Raw genomic sequence first — 15,693 nt, 5'->3', positions numbered from 1 at the left:
CACCAAAACGCACTGCGTTTAGCACCAAAATGCAGTGCGTTTTGCGGCATATTGCACCGCATTTTGCAGCAAATAGCCCAAAAACTAGTGCAAATTGCGGTTATGTGTAATGAATATTCATATTGCTAGCATTTATATGCAACCCCCTTTTGCAAAACAAACCTTCGCGAGAATCGATTTTTTGCGGCAAGGTGAGCAACTGGTGAGCAAAAAGGGCACTCATAATGTTAAAATCTGTGCGGAAAATAAGACAAATTAAAGGTGAAAAGTTGACGAGTAGACAAGTAAACGAGTAGACAAATTACCAAGAAAATGAGTTGAACAGTTGATAGGTGCAGTCTTCTTTTCCCCTTAGCTAATTTACAAGTTTATGAGTTAATGGGTTTACAACTTAACAAGAGGACTATTTCAACTGCCAATGAATTGGCAAGTGTACAAGTTGAAAGGTTTGCTAACTGGCAAGTAGCCAAGTTGGCCAATCATAACCTTGGTATATAGAAATGGCATTTATCCCAAACGGATAGCAAAGTGTGGAGGGTGTTTGCTAAGCAAACATGCGTAGTAGGAGGCTAAATCTAAAACTCATCGCATTTTCTAAAACAATTCCTTTGTATTTCTTCATTACCTTATATAAAGCAGAAATCCCAACCATATTGCTATGGTTGGGATTCTGTTGTTTGTTTGGAATAAGTGTAATTGTTTATTTATGCCTCAGCTTCCGGTACTACAGAAACATAGCTTTTGTCCTTGCGGCTCTTGCGAAAGTTCACAACGCCGTCGATAAGTGCGAAGAGCGTATCGTCTTTACCGATGCCCACGTTCTTGCCGGGGTTGTGTTTCGTGCCACGCTGACGAACGATGATGTTGCCAGCAGTAACCTTTTGTCCGCCATAAATCTTAACGCCAAGTCTTTGTGAAGCTGATTCGCGTCCGTTCTTAGAACTACCAACACCTTTTTTATGTGCCATTCTTAATTCCTCCTGCGTTTAAGCGATTACTTGTTTAACTTCTACTTGCGTGAACTGAGCGCGATGACCATTCTTCTTGCGATAGTCTTTGCGGCGTTTCATCTTGAAAACGATGACCTTGTCACCTTTTACAAGGGGGTTCACTACTTCTACTACTACTTTCGCACCTTCAACGGTGGGTGCGCCAACGGTTACTGCTCCTTCTTTGTCTACAAGCAGCACCTTGTCAAACTCAACAGTTTTGCCGGCCTCCACATCTTTAATGTGGTGAACATAGAGTTTCATACCCTGTTCTACCTTAAACTGCTGACCGTTAATTTCTACAATTGCGTACATTATAATGTTTGTAAAACGGTTTTCCGCGAGGCGTTCAGACTCGTTCCGACACTTTTTTAAGCCTCCACGGACTAAAACAGGTGCAAAGTTACGAAATATATTTGGGTGTTTTATTTTATTGAGACATGGCAATAATAAATTTAACACATATTAAGGATTAAAGTGCCTTGTCGTCTATAAAGCGCATGGTTTTAAGGCGTTAAGTCATCTGTATTTTAGTCTTTATGCCCGTTAGTCTTGTGCCAGTAAGCTTTTCATTTCATTGCTTTGTAAGTTCATTCGTTCATAAGTGCCTAGGGCTTAAACCCTGGAATGGCTTGCGATAAAAGCCTATAAACTTAGTTGTACAAAAACTTGGAAACGCAACTATTTTCGCCTAGCGTTGCGTTTTCCGAAAATATTTCTATATATTTGCATGCGTAACCGTAAATATATAGGCTATCAGTTTGCTTTTCCAACATCGGCGCATGGCGCTTGTCGTCAGGCATCTTTTGGTTTGCCTGTGGGTGTTGGGCCTTTTTGCTTGTGGCGACAAGAATGTTGCCGAGGCAGATAGGCTCAACAGTATGGCCTATGCCTTTCACTATCGCAATCTCGATTCCACGGCAGCCTATGCCCAACGCGCTTTGAACGTGTCGGGAAACTATGCCGCCGGGCGAGCCGAGGCTTTGAACAATATGGCTTTCGTGCGCATATCTAAGATGGAGTTCGAAACGGCATCGAAACTGCTTAACGATGTGAAAGACATCACCGACAACCAAGTGGAACTGCTTGTGGCCGATGTGCAGCTGATGCGGCTTTGCCAAAGGCAGTCGCGCAACAAAGATTTCTATAATTATCGCGAAAGTGCATTACGCCGATTAAAGCGCATTAAGGAAGAGGCCTACAACCTTTCGCCGCGACTGCGCAAGCGAATGATATACGCCGAAACCGAACTTTATATCGTGGCATCGGTGTATTTTTACTACATCGGCTTGCCCGATAGGGCCATTGCCGAACAAGAAAACATCAAGCCCAACGGCGATATACAACAAGATACGGCGCAATGGTTGAGCTATATGTATAATGTGGGAGCAGGCGGACTAATAACGGCACCCACAAAGGAGGCCATATCGCAGCAAGAGTTCGACTTCTTGTTTCGCTGTTATGGGCTTGCCATACAAAGCAATTATCCTTATTGGGAGGCCAATTCGCTGCAAGCCATAAGTGAACACTTAATAGACAAGCAACAGCGGCGCCAATTGTTGCGAGATAATGCAACGGCCATTACCATACTTAACACCGACGACATGCCCGACAGTTTGCTGGCAGGCAACTTGGCACAGAGGGCGTTGGTGATGTTTTCCAGCTATGGCAACGTTTATCAAACGGCTGGTGCATACCGTACGCTGGCCTCTTGTTACTGGGCACTGAAAGATTACAAATCGGCCCTTTTCTGTTTGCAAAATGCCCTGTACCGAAACCCTGCCATAAGAAAAGCCCCCGATCTGGTGTCGTCTATCTGCGAACAGCTCAGCTTGGTGTATTCGGCCATGAACATGAAAAGCCAAAGCGACGTGAACCGCAACGTTTATCTCGACATACAGCGACAAACCCGACAAGACAAGCAACAAGAGGCGCGAGCCGAACAGCTTGAAAACTCGTCGAAACAGCTTAACATGATGCTTGTGTATGTGGGGGTGGCCATCGTGTTGGTTATACTTTTGCTCTATTTCTTCAACTCCTTGCGTGCAAGGCAGGCCGCAAAGTATTCGCCAGAGAAGATGCTCGAACCCCTGCGGCAGTGGGAAAAGGTGAACGCACAGCACGTTGAAGAGCAAAACGACCGCTACGAAGAACTGCACGAAGAGCAGGAGATTGGCAAACGGCATGTGGTGGAGAACAAGAAGAAGAACATCGAACAGCGCGCCAAGGTGTCGTTGGTGAACTCGGTGGTGCCCTTTATCGACCGGATGCGACACGAAATTCATCGGCTGAACGCAGTGCAAGAACCCGAAAAAATTAGGCAAGAGCGGCTGGACTATGTGAAGGAACTGACCGACAAGATAAAAGAATACAATGCCATTCTGACCCAATGGATACAGATGAGACAAGGAGAACTGAGCCTGCACGTGGAAAGTGTGGCGCTGCAACCGCTCTTCGACATCGTTGGTAAAAGCCGAATGGGATTTGAACACAAGGGGGTAAGGCTGGTGGTGGAGCCTACAACCGAGGTTGTGAAGGCCGACCGCACGCTTACACTCTTTATGATTAACACGCTGATAGACAATGCGCGCAAGTTTACGAAAAGAAATGGAAAGGTTACACTTAGCGCACGTGTTGCCGAAGAGGAGGGCTATGTAGACATCGTGATTGCCGACACTGGCGTGGGAATGACCGAAGAAGAACGGGCACACTTGTTCGAACGCAAGGTGGTAAACTCGTCTTCGGCCGATGTGCAGACGTCGCATGGTTTCGGATTGCTCAACTGTAAGGGCATTATCGACAAGTATAAAAAGGTAAGTAGGATATTTAGCGGCTGCTCCATTTCGGTTGAAAGCGAAAAGGGTAAGGGCAGCGTGTTCTGTTTTAGGCTGCCCAGAGTGGTGCGCATGCTTGCTGTTGTGGTGGCGTTGTGTGGGGGAATGCAGGTTCATGCCGCGACTGCAAGAGACAGCGTGCATGGCAACCGAAGTAAAATTCTAGACCGCATATCGGCTTATACCCCCGAAGGAAAATTGCTTAAACGTGCTAACGCATACGCCGACAGTGCCTATTTTGCCAACGTTAACGGCCGATATGCCAAGACCTTGCAGTATGCCGACAGCTGTATAGGAAAACTTAATGACCTATATCGGCTGAAAGCTCCGCACGGGAAAGACCTGATGGTGACTTATTCGAAAGCGGTGGACAAGCCAGCAGAGATACAATGGCTGAACGATAGCTTGGAAACCAATTTCAGCATCATACTCGACATACGCAACGAAAGTGCCATCGCGGCATTGGCCTTGCACGAATGGGACCTGTATCGTTATAACAACGAGGTGTACACGAAGCTTTTTAAGGCCCTTTCGGCCGACAATACGCTCGATGCTTACGTGGTGGGCATGCAGCAATCGAAGGCCAACAAAACCATCAGCATCGTTGTGCTTGTCTTGCTTTTGCTGCTTATCATCCCTGCCTATTATGTGCTGTTCTATCGCCATTACGTAGCCTATCGCATCTATGTGGAAAGGGTTGAGGATATAAATAAGGTGTTGATGAACACCGAAGAGGCACAAGCCAAACTCGACGCCATAGCACGTATCATCAAGTCGATAGACAGGCATGGCGGCGAAACGGTGCAGTTTAAGTCGCTTAACGAGGTGGTAAGCCAGATAAGCGAGGTGTTGCAGAAAAGCGTAGAGATGGAGAAGGCGCGCGAAGAGAGCATAGAAATGGCCGAAGACGAACTGCGCCGAGTGGAGATAGAGAACGATAAGCTGCACGTTAACAACAGCGTGCTGGACAATTGCCTTAGTGCACTGAAACACGAGACGATGTATTATCCCTCGCGCATTAGGCAACTGATTGAGAACGGCGGCGAAGATTTGCACGACATGAACGAGTTGGTGGACTATTATAAGGAGTTGTACATGCTGTTGAGTGCCCAGGCGATGCGCCTTGTCGACGACTTACGCTACTCGTACAGGCCTGTACCGCTTAAAAAACTGCTCGATGTCTTGCCTCACACAAGCGAAGACGGTGTAGGTGAGGGGCGGCATATCCTGGGCGACGAAGACCTCTTGCGCTACCTGTTCAGCATCCTCGCCGGCCTCTTCGAGGGCCATTCGGTTGCACTGGTAGTAAAAGACAAGGGGACGAGATACGTGGAAATAGACCTCGAACTGCCCAGTGTGATGTACACCGACGAACAGTGTAGAGAATTGTTCACACCCACAACGCCCAACTTGCAGTTTTATCTGTGTAGGCAAATCGTACGCGACACGGGCGAGTTTACCAACGCTAGGGGCTGCGGCGTGTTTGCATCGAACATCGAAAACAAGACACATATCGCGATAACCCTGCCCAAAACAACGCAGGCATAAACACTAAACATCAAACAACCACAAAAGACATGGACAAATTTAAAGTGATAATCGTGGAGGACGTTCCCTTAGAATTGAAGGGCACGGAAGGCATATTCAGAAACGAAATACCGGAGGCTACCATCATCGGGACGGCAGATAACGAGCCGGCGTATTGGAAATTGCTGAAACAAGAGCTGCCCGACCTGGTGCTGCTAGACCTCGGTTTGGGCGGTTCTACCACCATCGGCGTAGAGATTTGCAGGCACACCAAGGAGCAATTTCCCAAGGTTAAGGTGCTTATCTTTACGGGCGAGATACTTAATGAGAAACTGTGGCTCGACGTTCTCGACGCTGGGTGTGATGGAATTATACTCAAAAGCGGCGAATTGCTTACGCGGGGCGACGTGGCCAGCGTGATGAATGGCAAGCGATTGGTGTTTAATCAGCCCATTCTCGAAAAGATTGTGGAGAAGTTCAAGCGCGTGGTGAGCAACCAAATTTTTAGGCAAGAGGCTTTTATCACTTACGAGATAGACGAGTACGACGAGCGTTTCTTGCGCCATTTGGCTTTGGGTTACACCAAAGAACAAATAACCAACCTGCGAGGAATGCCTTTTGGCGTAAAGAGTTTGGAGAAAAGACAAAACGAATTGGTAAATAAACTCTTCCCAAATGGTAATGGCGGGATGGGCGTTAACGCCACGCGACTGGTGGTAAGAGCCATCGAACTGCATATACTTGATATAGATAACCTTGTTCCAGATAATGGGTAAGCACAAGATGGTTTGCCATCGGCGAACGGGAAAGTACACCGCACGGCTCGCACTGGCGTTAGGTGTGTTGCAATTAGTTGCCGTGTTGGGTTCGTGGATATTCAAAGCCGTGAACCCAGAACTTCCTATACGCTCGCTTTTAAGTGCAGAAGGCATCAGATGGATGGTGGGAAACTTCGGTGATAACCTTGCGGGGCGGGGTTTGGTTTGGCTCCTGCTGGGCAGTATGGCCTATGGTTCGGTGCGATTTTGCGGCATTCTCGATGTGCCGCGCAAGCGGAAAGCCATGTCTTTTTGGGACCATTTCGGGCTGATGGTGGCCTTAGCCGAACTGTTGGTGATTGTGGTGTTGATGCTTTTGCTCACAGTTTTGCCCCACGCCGTTTTGCTTGGGGTAACGGGAAACCTATATCCCAGTAGCTTTTCAAAAAGCTTTTTCCTCATGGTTTGCCTTTCGGTATGCTTTATTAGTGTGTCGTTCGGGGTGGTAAGTTCGCGTTTGCGTTCGCTCGAAGAGGTGTGCGACTGTCTTGTTGCGGGCATTGCTTACACCCTTCCGCTATGGCTTATCTATATTTTGGCCATCGAGCTGTACGCCTCTTTGCGGTTTGTTTTCGTGCTTTCGTAATGAAAGGGTAGGGCGGAAACTACGAAAGAGTAGGGCGCGAACAACGAAAGAGTAGGACACGAACAACCGCATTCGGGATGAAATACCAGGTCATAGCGTGCTTTTGTGATGAAAGGGTAGGGCGCGAACAACCGCATTCAGGATGAAAAACTTGGGCATAGTGTGCTTTTGTGATGAAAGGGTAGGGTACGAACGGCCCAATCGCCACGCCATAAGGTTTCTTGCGCACTTGAAACGCCCGTGTTCATTGGCCATTAAACAGCCTTTTTGCCCACTTTACACCTTTAATTGAACAGTGTTATAGTGCTTTTTGGCGTATTTTAGCGGTTTTTGTTTTACCGAATGAGAAAAATATCGTAACTTAGCACCTTGTAAATCGTGGAGAAAAAGGCCTTAAATCGAAAGGAAATGGCCTTAGAACGAATATTCAATAAAATCACAATAGATTAGATGGACGAAAATCAAACAATCGATCAAGACAGGATAATCAAGATCAATATCGAAGAAGAAATGAAGTCTTCGTACATTGATTATAGTATGTCGGTTATTGTTGCGCGTGCGTTACCCGATGTGCGCGACGGCTTTAAACCCGTTCACAGGCGCATTTTGTATGGAATGCTGGGGCTGGGAAACACCAGCGACAAGCCATATAAGAAATGTGCGCGCGTGGTGGGCGATGTTTTGGGTAAGTATCACCCGCACGGCGACTCCTCGGTGTACGGCGCATTGGTGCGCTTGGCACAAGATTGGAACATGCGCTACACCTTGGTAGACGGTCAAGGAAACTTCGGAAGTGTTGACGGAGACTCGGCTGCGGCCATGCGTTACACCGAATGTAGGCTCTCGAAGTTGGGCGAACGCATCATGGACGACCTTGAAAAGGACACCGTGGACATGGAAGAGAACTTCGATGCCACGCTACAAGAACCCCAAGTGATGCCAACCAAGATACCAAACCTGCTCGTTAATGGTGGTAACGGTATCGCCGTGGGTATGGCTACCAACATGCCAACCCACAATTTGGTCGAAGTACTGGACGGTTGTTGTGCTTATATCGACAATCCTGACATTGATACGGAGGGACTGATGCAGCATATCAAGGCACCCGACTTCCCCACGGGCGCTTATATCTATGGCTTGCAGGGCGTGAAAGACGCTTACGAAACGGGGCGCGGGCGTATCGTGCTGCGTGCTAAGGCCGAGATTGAGAGCGACGAAAGTCACGATAAGATTGTGATTAGCGAAATACCATACGGCGTAAACAAGGCGCAACTCATCGAAAACATCGCCGACTTGGTGAAAGAAGGCCGCTTGGAGGGCATCTCCAACGCCAACGACGAGTCGGGAAGACAGGGTATGCGTATCGTGGTAGACGTGAAACGCGACGCCAACGCCAACGTGGTGCTGAACAAATTGTTTAAGATGACGCAGCTGCAAAGCTCGTTCTCGGTGAACAACATTGCGTTGGTGAAGGGTCGTCCACGCTTGCTCACGCTTAAAGAATGTGTGAAATACTTTGTAGAGCATCGTCACGACGTTACCATTCGCCGCACCAAGTTCGACTTGAAGAAAGCGCAAGAGCGCGCCCACATTCTGGAAGGACTCATCATTGCCTGCGACAACATCGACGAAGTGGTGCAAATCATTCGCAAGAGCAAAACTCCGTCGGAGGCACAGCGCAATTTGGAGAAACGTTTCGAGCTTGATGAACTGCAAAGTAAAGCCATCGTAGACATGCGCTTGTCGCAACTAACGGGCTTGCGTATCGAACAATTGCACGCAGAATATCAAGAATTGGAAGAGCTTATCGCCCGATTGCAGCTTATTTTAGACGATCCAGAAGAGTGCAAGCGTGTGATGAAGGCCGAATTGGAGGAGGTTAAGGAGAAGTTTGGCGACGAAAGGCGCACAGAAATCATCCCCGACGAACACGAGTTCAATGCAGAAGACTTCTATCCCAACGACCCCGTGGTTATCACCGTTAGTCATTTGGGCTACATCAAGCGCACGCCGCTCTCCGAGTTTCACGAGCAAGCGCGAGGCGGTGTGGGCAGCAAAGGGGCCAACACGCGCGATAAAGACTTTACGGAGTACATCTATCCGGCCACGATGCACCAAACGATGCTCTTCTTTACCAAGAAAGGACGCTGCCATTGGTTGAAGTGCTATGAAATACCCGAAGGGGATAAGACTTCAAAGGGGCGTGCCATACAGAACTTGTTGAACATAGACGCCGACGATTCTGTGAACGCCTTCCTCCGCGTTAAGGGTCTCAACGATGTCGATTTCATCAAGAACCACTTCATCGTGTTCGCTACGAAGAACGGTACGGTGAAGAAAACAAGTCTTGAAGCTTACTCGCGTCCGCGCACTAACGGCGTAAACGCCATCACCATTGCCGAAGGCGACGAGGTGGTAGACGTACGCCTGACCAACGGAAAGAACCAGCTGATTATGGCAAACCGCAATGGTCGTGCTGTGTACTTCGACGAAAACACCGTTAGAACCATGGGAAGAACGGCCACAGGTGTACGCGGTATGCGTCTGGATGGCGGCGACGATGCCGTGGTTGGCATGATTGTGGTGAACAATCCAGAAACCGAAACGGTGATGGTTGTGAGCGAAACGGGCTACGGAAAACGCTCGATCGTGTCTGACTACCGACAAACCAACCGTGGCGGAAAGGGCGTGAAGACCCTCAACATCACTGATAAGACGGGCAAGTTGGTGGCGATTAAGAACGTTACCGACGATAACGACCTGATGATTATCAACAAGAGTGGTATCGCCATTAGGCTAGCTGTGGCCAATTTCCGTGTTATGGGACGTGCCACGCAAGGTGTTCGACTCATCAATCTGAGCAAGAAGAACGACGTTATTGCCAGCGTTTGCAAGGTAAAGACATCCGATAAGGAGGACGACTTGAACGAAAACGATGAGGAACATCCCAATAACGAGGCGATGAACACGGCTGAACAAGGTGAGGCAAACGCCAACAACGATGCACAAATCCAAGGCAATGATGCCGACGGAGGGGCGGAAGTGGAGGCCGACGCCACAGAATAAGGCTTAGAGACGGCTGCTCGGTGCGGTTCTGTTTGTTGTTCTCATACGGCAGATACCGCACCAACGCGCCAAAAGGCTTGCCATATGGCAGTCTTGGCAAGGGCTGATGGGGAGTTGAAAACACTCATTGCGCCTCGCCACAATAGAGATAGACTATCGTTAAATCTTAAAAAATTACAGTTATGAGAAAAGTTATGATGTTCGCCCTGATGCTTGCTGCATCGTCTGTGGCGTTCGCCCAAGATGCCGTGAAGGAGGTGTTGAAGGCCAAAAACTACGCCGATGCGCAAGCGTTGGTAAAGGCCAACCTTTCTAGCATGAGCGATGCCGATAAGGCAAAGGCCTACAACAAGCTTGTTGATCTTTCGTTTGAGAAGATAAACAAGGAGCAGAGCGTTATTACCGCCAACCAAATGGCTGAGCAGTTTAAGCAAGGAAAGGTTGAGGCTTACGACACGCTGGGCTTTTACAACGCCCTTGCCGATGCGCTGACCAACGCCATTGAGTGCGAAAAGTACGACCAAATGCCCAACGAAAAGGGCAAAGTAAAGCCCAAGTTCCACAGCTCTAACCAAAACCGCTTGTACAACTTGCGCGTTTATTTGGTTAACGCAGGACAAGATGCTGCACAGAAAAACAACAATGCTGGCGTGTTGAAGTTCTGGGGATTGTACACTGCTACGGCCGATACGCCCCTATTTGCCGACATGTCTAACAAGCAACCCGACCAGTATGTGGGGCAGGTAGCTGGCTTTGCTGCACGTTATGCCATCCAAGACAAGGACTATGCAACTGCCGATAAGTATCTGGATGTGGCCTTGAAGTATGCGGGCGACAATAAGGACGACTATAAAGACGCGCTGGGTTTGAAGTTCTACATCGCCCAACAGCAGCTCAAAACCAAGGAAGACTCGCTGGGTTATGTCAACAAGCTGAAAGAATACTATGCCAAAGACCCCTCTAACGACATGATTATGGGTACATTGGCCAACATGTACACCAGCTTGAACATGAAGGACGACATGAAGAAACTCATCGACAGCCGTTTGGCAGCCGACCCCAACAGCGCTATGGCATGGACTTTGAAGGGGCAAGCTGAAATGAACGCAAGCCAATGGGACGATGCTATCGCCTCGTTTAAGAAGGCTATTGCCTTAGACGACAAGAACGTTATCGTGCTTACCTACCTCGGTTTCTGTATCAACTCTAAGGCTGCCGCCATCAATAACGACGTGCCTGCACAAAAAGTTCTCTACAAAGAGTCGATGGGCTATTTGGAGAAAGCCAAGGAGTTGGACCCCAATCGCGAGAAAGCCAATTGGAGCTACCCGCTCTACCAGTGCTATTATGTTAACTATGGTGCTGCCGACCAACGCACCAAGGACCTCGAATCATTGCTTAACAAGTAATAAAAAGTAGTATGAAAAAGCACAGAACCGCGGCCTTGGGGGCTTTGGTTCTGTGCTTTGCGTTTGTTCAACTATGCTTTTCATTGTTCGTTCGGGCATGAAAAAAAGTCGTGAACATTCGCTGCCGTATCACCAAGAGGCGTAAAAATAGATTTATCTGAATGAACAGATTTTACTTTATATTGTTGTTTTCGTTTCTCACTTTGGCCAGTTCCGCTTCGTTGAAAAAGGACTTGGCACAGGTGAAAGCGTCCCTAAAAACGGGAAAAGAGTTAGATAAGGCCGAACGCATCATGAACGATGTGCTGGCCAAACCCGACAATCGAAAAGAAATTAAGATATGGTTGCTGCTTTTCGATGTTATCAAAAAGCAATACGAACAGGGTAACGAACGATTGTATTTGCAGCAGTCGGCCGACACCGTAACCATGTACAACCTTACAAAGAAGATGTGCTTAACGCTCGAAAGCATCGACTCGGTGGAGTTGGCCAATGCCAATGGCGACGCAAGCAAGCTGAAATATCGAAAGAAACACGCCGACGAGTTTTTCACTTATAAGGCAAACTTATTCTATGGTGGCACTTATTTCATGAGCAAGAAGATGTACGACAAGGCTTATTCCTTCTTCTCGCTCTACATAGATTGTGCCAAGATGCCCATCTTTACAGGTTACGACATACTCAATACCGACAGCCAACTGCCACGCGCAGCGTTCTTCTCGGTATATTGTGGCTACAAGTTGCACAAGCCCGAATTGGCTTTGCGCTATCTTCCCTTGGCTCAAAAAGACAAGGAACGCTACGAATACCTGTTGCAATACCTTGCCGATGTGTATCAATCGCAGAACGATACCGACAAGTATATGGCCGTATTGAAAGAAGGTTTTCAGGATTATCCCACGCAAACATATTTTTACACACGTCTAATCGAGCATTATTCCAAAGACAACAACTGGTCTTCGGCCAAAGCCTATGTAGACCAGGCCATGCAAGCCATGCCCGAACACCTTTGGTTGCGTGTGGCCAAGAGCACCATTCTCTTGAACCTTGGCGACTATAATGGCTGTATTTCCCTATGCGATAGCATCATTGCCAAACATAAGGACCTGCCCGAAGTGTACCTCAACGCTGGCTTGGCCTACTTTAACCGTGCCGTTGAAGAGGAGAAAACGGCTCGAACATCGCGCGACCTGAAAAAGAAAGTGGCGGCAAGTTATCGTGGTGCACTGCCTTATATGGAGCAGTATCGTCGCATGGCTCCAAACGATCAGAGCCGTTGGCTGTTGCCGCTTTACACCATTTACCTCAACTTGAACATGGGTAAAGAGTTTGAAGAGATGGACAACTTGATGAAGGCGGCAAAATAGAACTTACACATTCACACACTCATAAACTCATAACGATGAACCATATAGACTTGGCTAAAGCCTTTCGTAAACTAGGTGTCGAAAGCCTTAACGACATGCAAAAGGCCACAGCCACAGCCATGCTGGCTGGCAAGGGCGATGTGGTGGTGCTCTCGCCCACAGGTACGGGCAAGACACTTGCTTACCTTTTGCCCCTTGTAGAGATGATAAACCCAGAGAACGACAATGTTCAGGCCGTGGTAATTGTACCCGGACGCGAACTGGCTTTGCAGTCGCAGCAGGTGCTGGCCGCTGTGGGGGCAGTGCGTGGCATGGCTTGTTATGGCGGACGAACGGCTATGGAAGAGCATCGCGCTTTGAAACAGCTACGTCCACAAGTGATTTTCGCCACGCCAGGACGTTTGAACGACCATCTTGCTAAGGGCAATATCTCTGCCGACGATGTGCGTCTGCTGATTATCGACGAGTTCGACAAGTGCCTAGATATGGGTTTTGAAAACGAGATGCGAACGGCATTGGCCTCACTCCAGCAGGTGCAAAGGCGAGTACTGCTGTCGGCCACCAACTCGCCGCGCATTCCCTTGTTTGTAGAGAGTGCCAAACTTCAATGCGTAGACTTTGTTGGCGAGGCCGAGAAAGTTAAGCAACGTATTGCCGTGTACGAAGTAAAGAGCGACTCGAAAGACAAACTCGATACCCTACATCGGCTTTTGTTGGCTTTCAACGGCGAAAGCACCATTGTTTTTCTAAATCATCGCGAAAGCGTGGAGCGTACCAATGCCTTTTTGGTTGAACAAGGATTTGTAACCAGTCTTTTTCATGGCGGACTAGAACAAGATGCTCGTGAGGCCGCACTTTATCGCTTTGCCAACGGCAGTGCCAATGTGCTTGTATGCACCGACTTGGCGTCGCGAGGGCTTGATATCGACGATGTGCAACACATTGTGCATTACCATTTGCCCGAAACAGCCGATGCTTACACCCACCGCATCGGGCGAACGGCTCGTTGGGATAAGCTAGGCAATGGGTATTTCATCCTTTCGGAAGGCGAACGAATACCCGAATACGTAGACAGCGAGGTGCATCCTTTCGCCCTTCCCACTGTTAATGATAAGGCACAAATGCCGCGGATGGCCACCTTATATATAGGTAAGGGTAAGAAAGACAAGATTAGCAAAGGCGACATCTTGGGCTTTCTCTGCAAGAAAGGGCACCTTAACAACGACGACATTGGCCGTATTGACGTAAAGGAGCGTTACGCTTACGTGGCCGTTAGTAGAAATAAAGTAAAGCGTTTGCTTGCTGATGTGGCTGGCGAAAAGATAAAGGGCGTAAAGACGATTGTTGAGGAAGTGAAGTAAGAGGGTTTAGGGCAACACCATTCAGCAACAACAACCAAAGGCGCGTAAAGTAGATTTAGGCTTAGAGTCAGACCTGTTGACGAGTTTACCTGTTGGCGAGTGCCCAAGTTTACCTGTTAGCGAATGGCCAAGTTAGCAAACTACTAGGGTTAGATATACAAATAAAGGATTTCTCACGGCCATGTGGCACGGAGAAATCCTTATGCGTTTACTTGAGATTAAAATATGGCGTAGGCCGCTTATCTCACTGTTTCTTTGCGCTTGCCAATCCAAGCCAAGATGCCGCCTTCAAGGTTTATCACCTTATAGCCTTTGGCACTTAGCTGCTTGGCAGCTGTTGCGCTGCGCCTTCCGCTACGGCAATAAACGGCCACGGGGCGATCTTTTTGCAGTTTACTTTCGGCATCGGCCAAGAAGTTAGGGCTGAAAACGTCTACCAAAACGGCCCCTTTAATATGACTTTCTGCAAACTCTTCTTGTGTGCGAACGTCTAGAACTTGTGCAGAGTCGTTCTTAATGGCTTGTTCGAAACCCTCAACGTCTACGTTGGCGTATTGGCTTTGTGCGCAAGCACCGAATATTGTACTCCAAATTGACATAAAAACAAATGCGATTTTTTTAATTCTTGATGTTTTAACTGATTGGTTCTGTTGGTTCATTATTAATACTTTTAAAAAGGGTTTTGCCTTGATGCTCGCTTGCAGATGCACGTAGGGTAGGGGCGTTGGCATGTATTCCATCTGCGTTGTGCCAGCCATTCGCCATGCTTGCAAGCAGCTATAAGGCCTTTGTGTTAGCTATTTCGTTCGGTTAGCGAGTTGGCTCAATGGCACGTTTTCAAGGCCATTGTTCGCTTAGGATAGTGGCCAGTTGCTTATCGAAATAGTTGTTCTAGTTTTCTTTCTAGTTTCTTCCAAAGCACAGTTCCCATCACCACTTTGCCTTCGGGGTCTACAAGTACCATCGATGGAATCCACTTTACGCCATAGGTCTTTGATATATTGGCCTCGCGCATCTTCTTTAACTCACTGGCATGGGCATAGTTCATGCCATATTTCTCGATGGCAGCCTTCCACAAGGCAGCATCGACATCGAACGAAATGCCCACGAAGGCCACTCCCTTATCTTTAAACCTGTTGTACATGTCAACAATGTTGGGCGCGTCTTTGCGGCAGTCGGGACACCACGATGCCCAAAAGTCCAACACCACATATTTGCCTTTAAACTGACTGAGAGTTACTTTCTTGCCATCGGGTGATGATAATTCGAAGTTGGGAGCAACCGTTCCGGGTTTCACAAGTTCGGTAGCGTATTTCGCATCATAGTCTACTTCCGTAGATTGTTGTGCCTTTGCAGTGTTGCTCCACAGCGAAAAGGCAACCAATAGGGCAGTGGTAGCCCTGCGTAAATGCTTTATGTTCATGTTGTAATGTTTTTAATTATGTGTTTGTGGACTTGCAAAAGTAATCTTTTTATTGCTTATTATGGCATTGTTTGCAAAAAAATATCGAAGTCGCCTTGACTTTTAATATTTCAACAAAGTGAGCGTAGTGCAGAACAAGTCAATTCACTGACTTATAAACTCACTAAGGGCCAATAGCTCCCGAAGACATCAACCCACCAGTTCACCAACTAATTAACTCGCAAACTCAAAAGCTCAAAACTCAATAACTCAAAACACAATAACTCAGAAACTCAGAAACTCAGAAACTCACAAGCTCAAAAACTCACAAGCT

Annotated in this window: 11 protein-coding genes; 7 read left to right on the top strand and 4 right to left on the bottom strand. The window is 47.8% G+C overall.

From position 1 onward, the window contains the following. Positions 1 to 704 precede the first annotated feature (704 nt). Positions 705 to 968 (bottom strand): 50S ribosomal protein L27, encoded by a 264-nt coding sequence (rpmA, locus tag HMPREF2955_RS06310; protein ID WP_070721911.1) that lies wholly within the window; start codon positions 966 to 968, stop codon positions 705 to 707. Between the two features lie 18 nt (positions 969 to 986). Next, positions 987 to 1,304 carry a 50S ribosomal protein L21 gene (gene rplU / locus HMPREF2955_RS06305; protein WP_009229380.1) on the bottom strand — a complete coding sequence of 106 codons (318 nt, stop codon included), beginning with the start codon at positions 1,302 to 1,304 and terminating at the stop codon, positions 987 to 989. A 467-nt stretch (positions 1,305 to 1,771) separates the two neighbouring features. Here rplU and HMPREF2955_RS06300 point away from each other — a divergent pair, with 467 nt between their 5' ends. From HMPREF2955_RS06300 to HMPREF2955_RS06270, 7 genes are all read left to right on the top strand, one after another. Beyond that, positions 1,772 to 5,371, top strand: a complete 3,600-nt coding sequence (locus tag HMPREF2955_RS06300) for an ATP-binding protein (RefSeq protein WP_070721910.1) — start codon at positions 1,772 to 1,774, stop codon at positions 5,369 to 5,371. A 29-nt stretch (positions 5,372 to 5,400) separates the two neighbouring features. After that, positions 5,401 to 6,126, top strand: coding sequence for a DUF5932 domain-containing protein (locus HMPREF2955_RS06295; protein WP_009229382.1), 726 nt, complete (start codon positions 5,401 to 5,403; stop codon positions 6,124 to 6,126). After that, positions 6,119 to 6,754, top strand: coding sequence for a hypothetical protein (locus HMPREF2955_RS06290; protein WP_070721907.1), 636 nt, complete (start codon positions 6,119 to 6,121; stop codon positions 6,752 to 6,754). The genes HMPREF2955_RS06295 and HMPREF2955_RS06290 overlap by 8 nt, the downstream gene beginning before the upstream one ends. 450 nt (positions 6,755 to 7,204) lie before the next feature. After that, entirely contained in the window at positions 7,205 to 9,820 is a 2,616-nt protein-coding gene (gene gyrA, locus HMPREF2955_RS06285) for a DNA gyrase subunit A (protein WP_070721905.1), read from the top strand. Positions 9,821 to 10,002: 182 nt separating this feature from the next. Further along, entirely contained in the window at positions 10,003 to 11,229 is a 1,227-nt protein-coding gene (locus tag HMPREF2955_RS06280; protein WP_070721903.1) for a tetratricopeptide repeat protein, read from the top strand. 161 nt (positions 11,230 to 11,390) lie between these two features. Then, complete coding sequence (locus HMPREF2955_RS06275) at positions 11,391 to 12,596, top strand: tetratricopeptide repeat protein (protein ID WP_070721902.1); 1,206 nt, start codon at positions 11,391 to 11,393, stop codon at positions 12,594 to 12,596. Positions 12,597 to 12,631: 35 nt separating this feature from the next. Beyond that, on the top strand, positions 12,632 to 13,957 hold the full coding sequence (locus tag HMPREF2955_RS06270; protein ID WP_070721900.1) for a DEAD/DEAH box helicase: 1,326 nt from the start codon (positions 12,632 to 12,634) through the stop codon (positions 13,955 to 13,957). A gap of 239 nt (positions 13,958 to 14,196) precedes the next feature. Here the strand turns inward: HMPREF2955_RS06270 and HMPREF2955_RS06265 are convergent, their stop codons facing one another. Together HMPREF2955_RS06265 and HMPREF2955_RS06260 are read right to left on the bottom strand one after the other, a co-directional pair. Further along, on the bottom strand, positions 14,197 to 14,616 hold the full coding sequence (locus HMPREF2955_RS06265) for a rhodanese-like domain-containing protein (protein ID WP_070721992.1): 420 nt from the start codon (positions 14,614 to 14,616) through the stop codon (positions 14,197 to 14,199). A 215-nt stretch (positions 14,617 to 14,831) separates the two neighbouring features. Further along, positions 14,832 to 15,380 carry a peroxiredoxin family protein gene (locus HMPREF2955_RS06260; RefSeq protein WP_083317643.1) on the bottom strand — a complete coding sequence of 183 codons (549 nt, stop codon included), beginning with the start codon at positions 15,378 to 15,380 and terminating at the stop codon, positions 14,832 to 14,834. Between the last annotated feature and the right edge of the window lie 313 nt (positions 15,381 to 15,693).

Source organism: Prevotella sp. HMSC073D09 (assembly GCF_001814145.1).
Taxonomy (GTDB): Bacteria; Bacteroidota; Bacteroidia; order Bacteroidales; family Bacteroidaceae; genus Prevotella; species Prevotella conceptionensis.
The sequence above is the reverse complement of the archived record's forward strand: the minus strand, read 5'-3'. Positions and strand labels throughout refer to the sequence as shown.

What these genes read in the sequence shown, in the direction of transcription:
- rpmA (WP_070721911.1), bottom strand. Translation starts at nt 968, where the DNA reads ATGGCACATAAAAAAGGTGTTGGTAGTTCTAAGAACGGACGCGAATCA.
- rplU (WP_009229380.1), bottom strand. Translation starts at nt 1,304, where the DNA reads ATGTACGCAATTGTAGAAATTAACGGTCAGCAGTTTAAGGTAGAACAG.
- HMPREF2955_RS06300 (WP_070721910.1), top strand. Translation starts at nt 1,772, where the DNA reads ATGGCGCTTGTCGTCAGGCATCTTTTGGTTTGCCTGTGGGTGTTGGGC.
- HMPREF2955_RS06295 (WP_009229382.1), top strand. Translation starts at nt 5,401, where the DNA reads ATGGACAAATTTAAAGTGATAATCGTGGAGGACGTTCCCTTAGAATTG.
- HMPREF2955_RS06290 (WP_070721907.1), top strand. Translation starts at nt 6,119, where the DNA reads ATGGGTAAGCACAAGATGGTTTGCCATCGGCGAACGGGAAAGTACACC.
- gyrA (WP_070721905.1), top strand. Translation starts at nt 7,205, where the DNA reads ATGGACGAAAATCAAACAATCGATCAAGACAGGATAATCAAGATCAAT.
- HMPREF2955_RS06280 (WP_070721903.1), top strand. Translation starts at nt 10,003, where the DNA reads ATGAGAAAAGTTATGATGTTCGCCCTGATGCTTGCTGCATCGTCTGTG.
- HMPREF2955_RS06275 (WP_070721902.1), top strand. Translation starts at nt 11,391, where the DNA reads ATGAACAGATTTTACTTTATATTGTTGTTTTCGTTTCTCACTTTGGCC.
- HMPREF2955_RS06270 (WP_070721900.1), top strand. Translation starts at nt 12,632, where the DNA reads ATGAACCATATAGACTTGGCTAAAGCCTTTCGTAAACTAGGTGTCGAA.
- HMPREF2955_RS06265 (WP_070721992.1), bottom strand. Translation starts at nt 14,616, where the DNA reads ATGAACCAACAGAACCAATCAGTTAAAACATCAAGAATTAAAAAAATC.
- HMPREF2955_RS06260 (WP_083317643.1), bottom strand. Translation starts at nt 15,380, where the DNA reads ATGAACATAAAGCATTTACGCAGGGCTACCACTGCCCTATTGGTTGCC.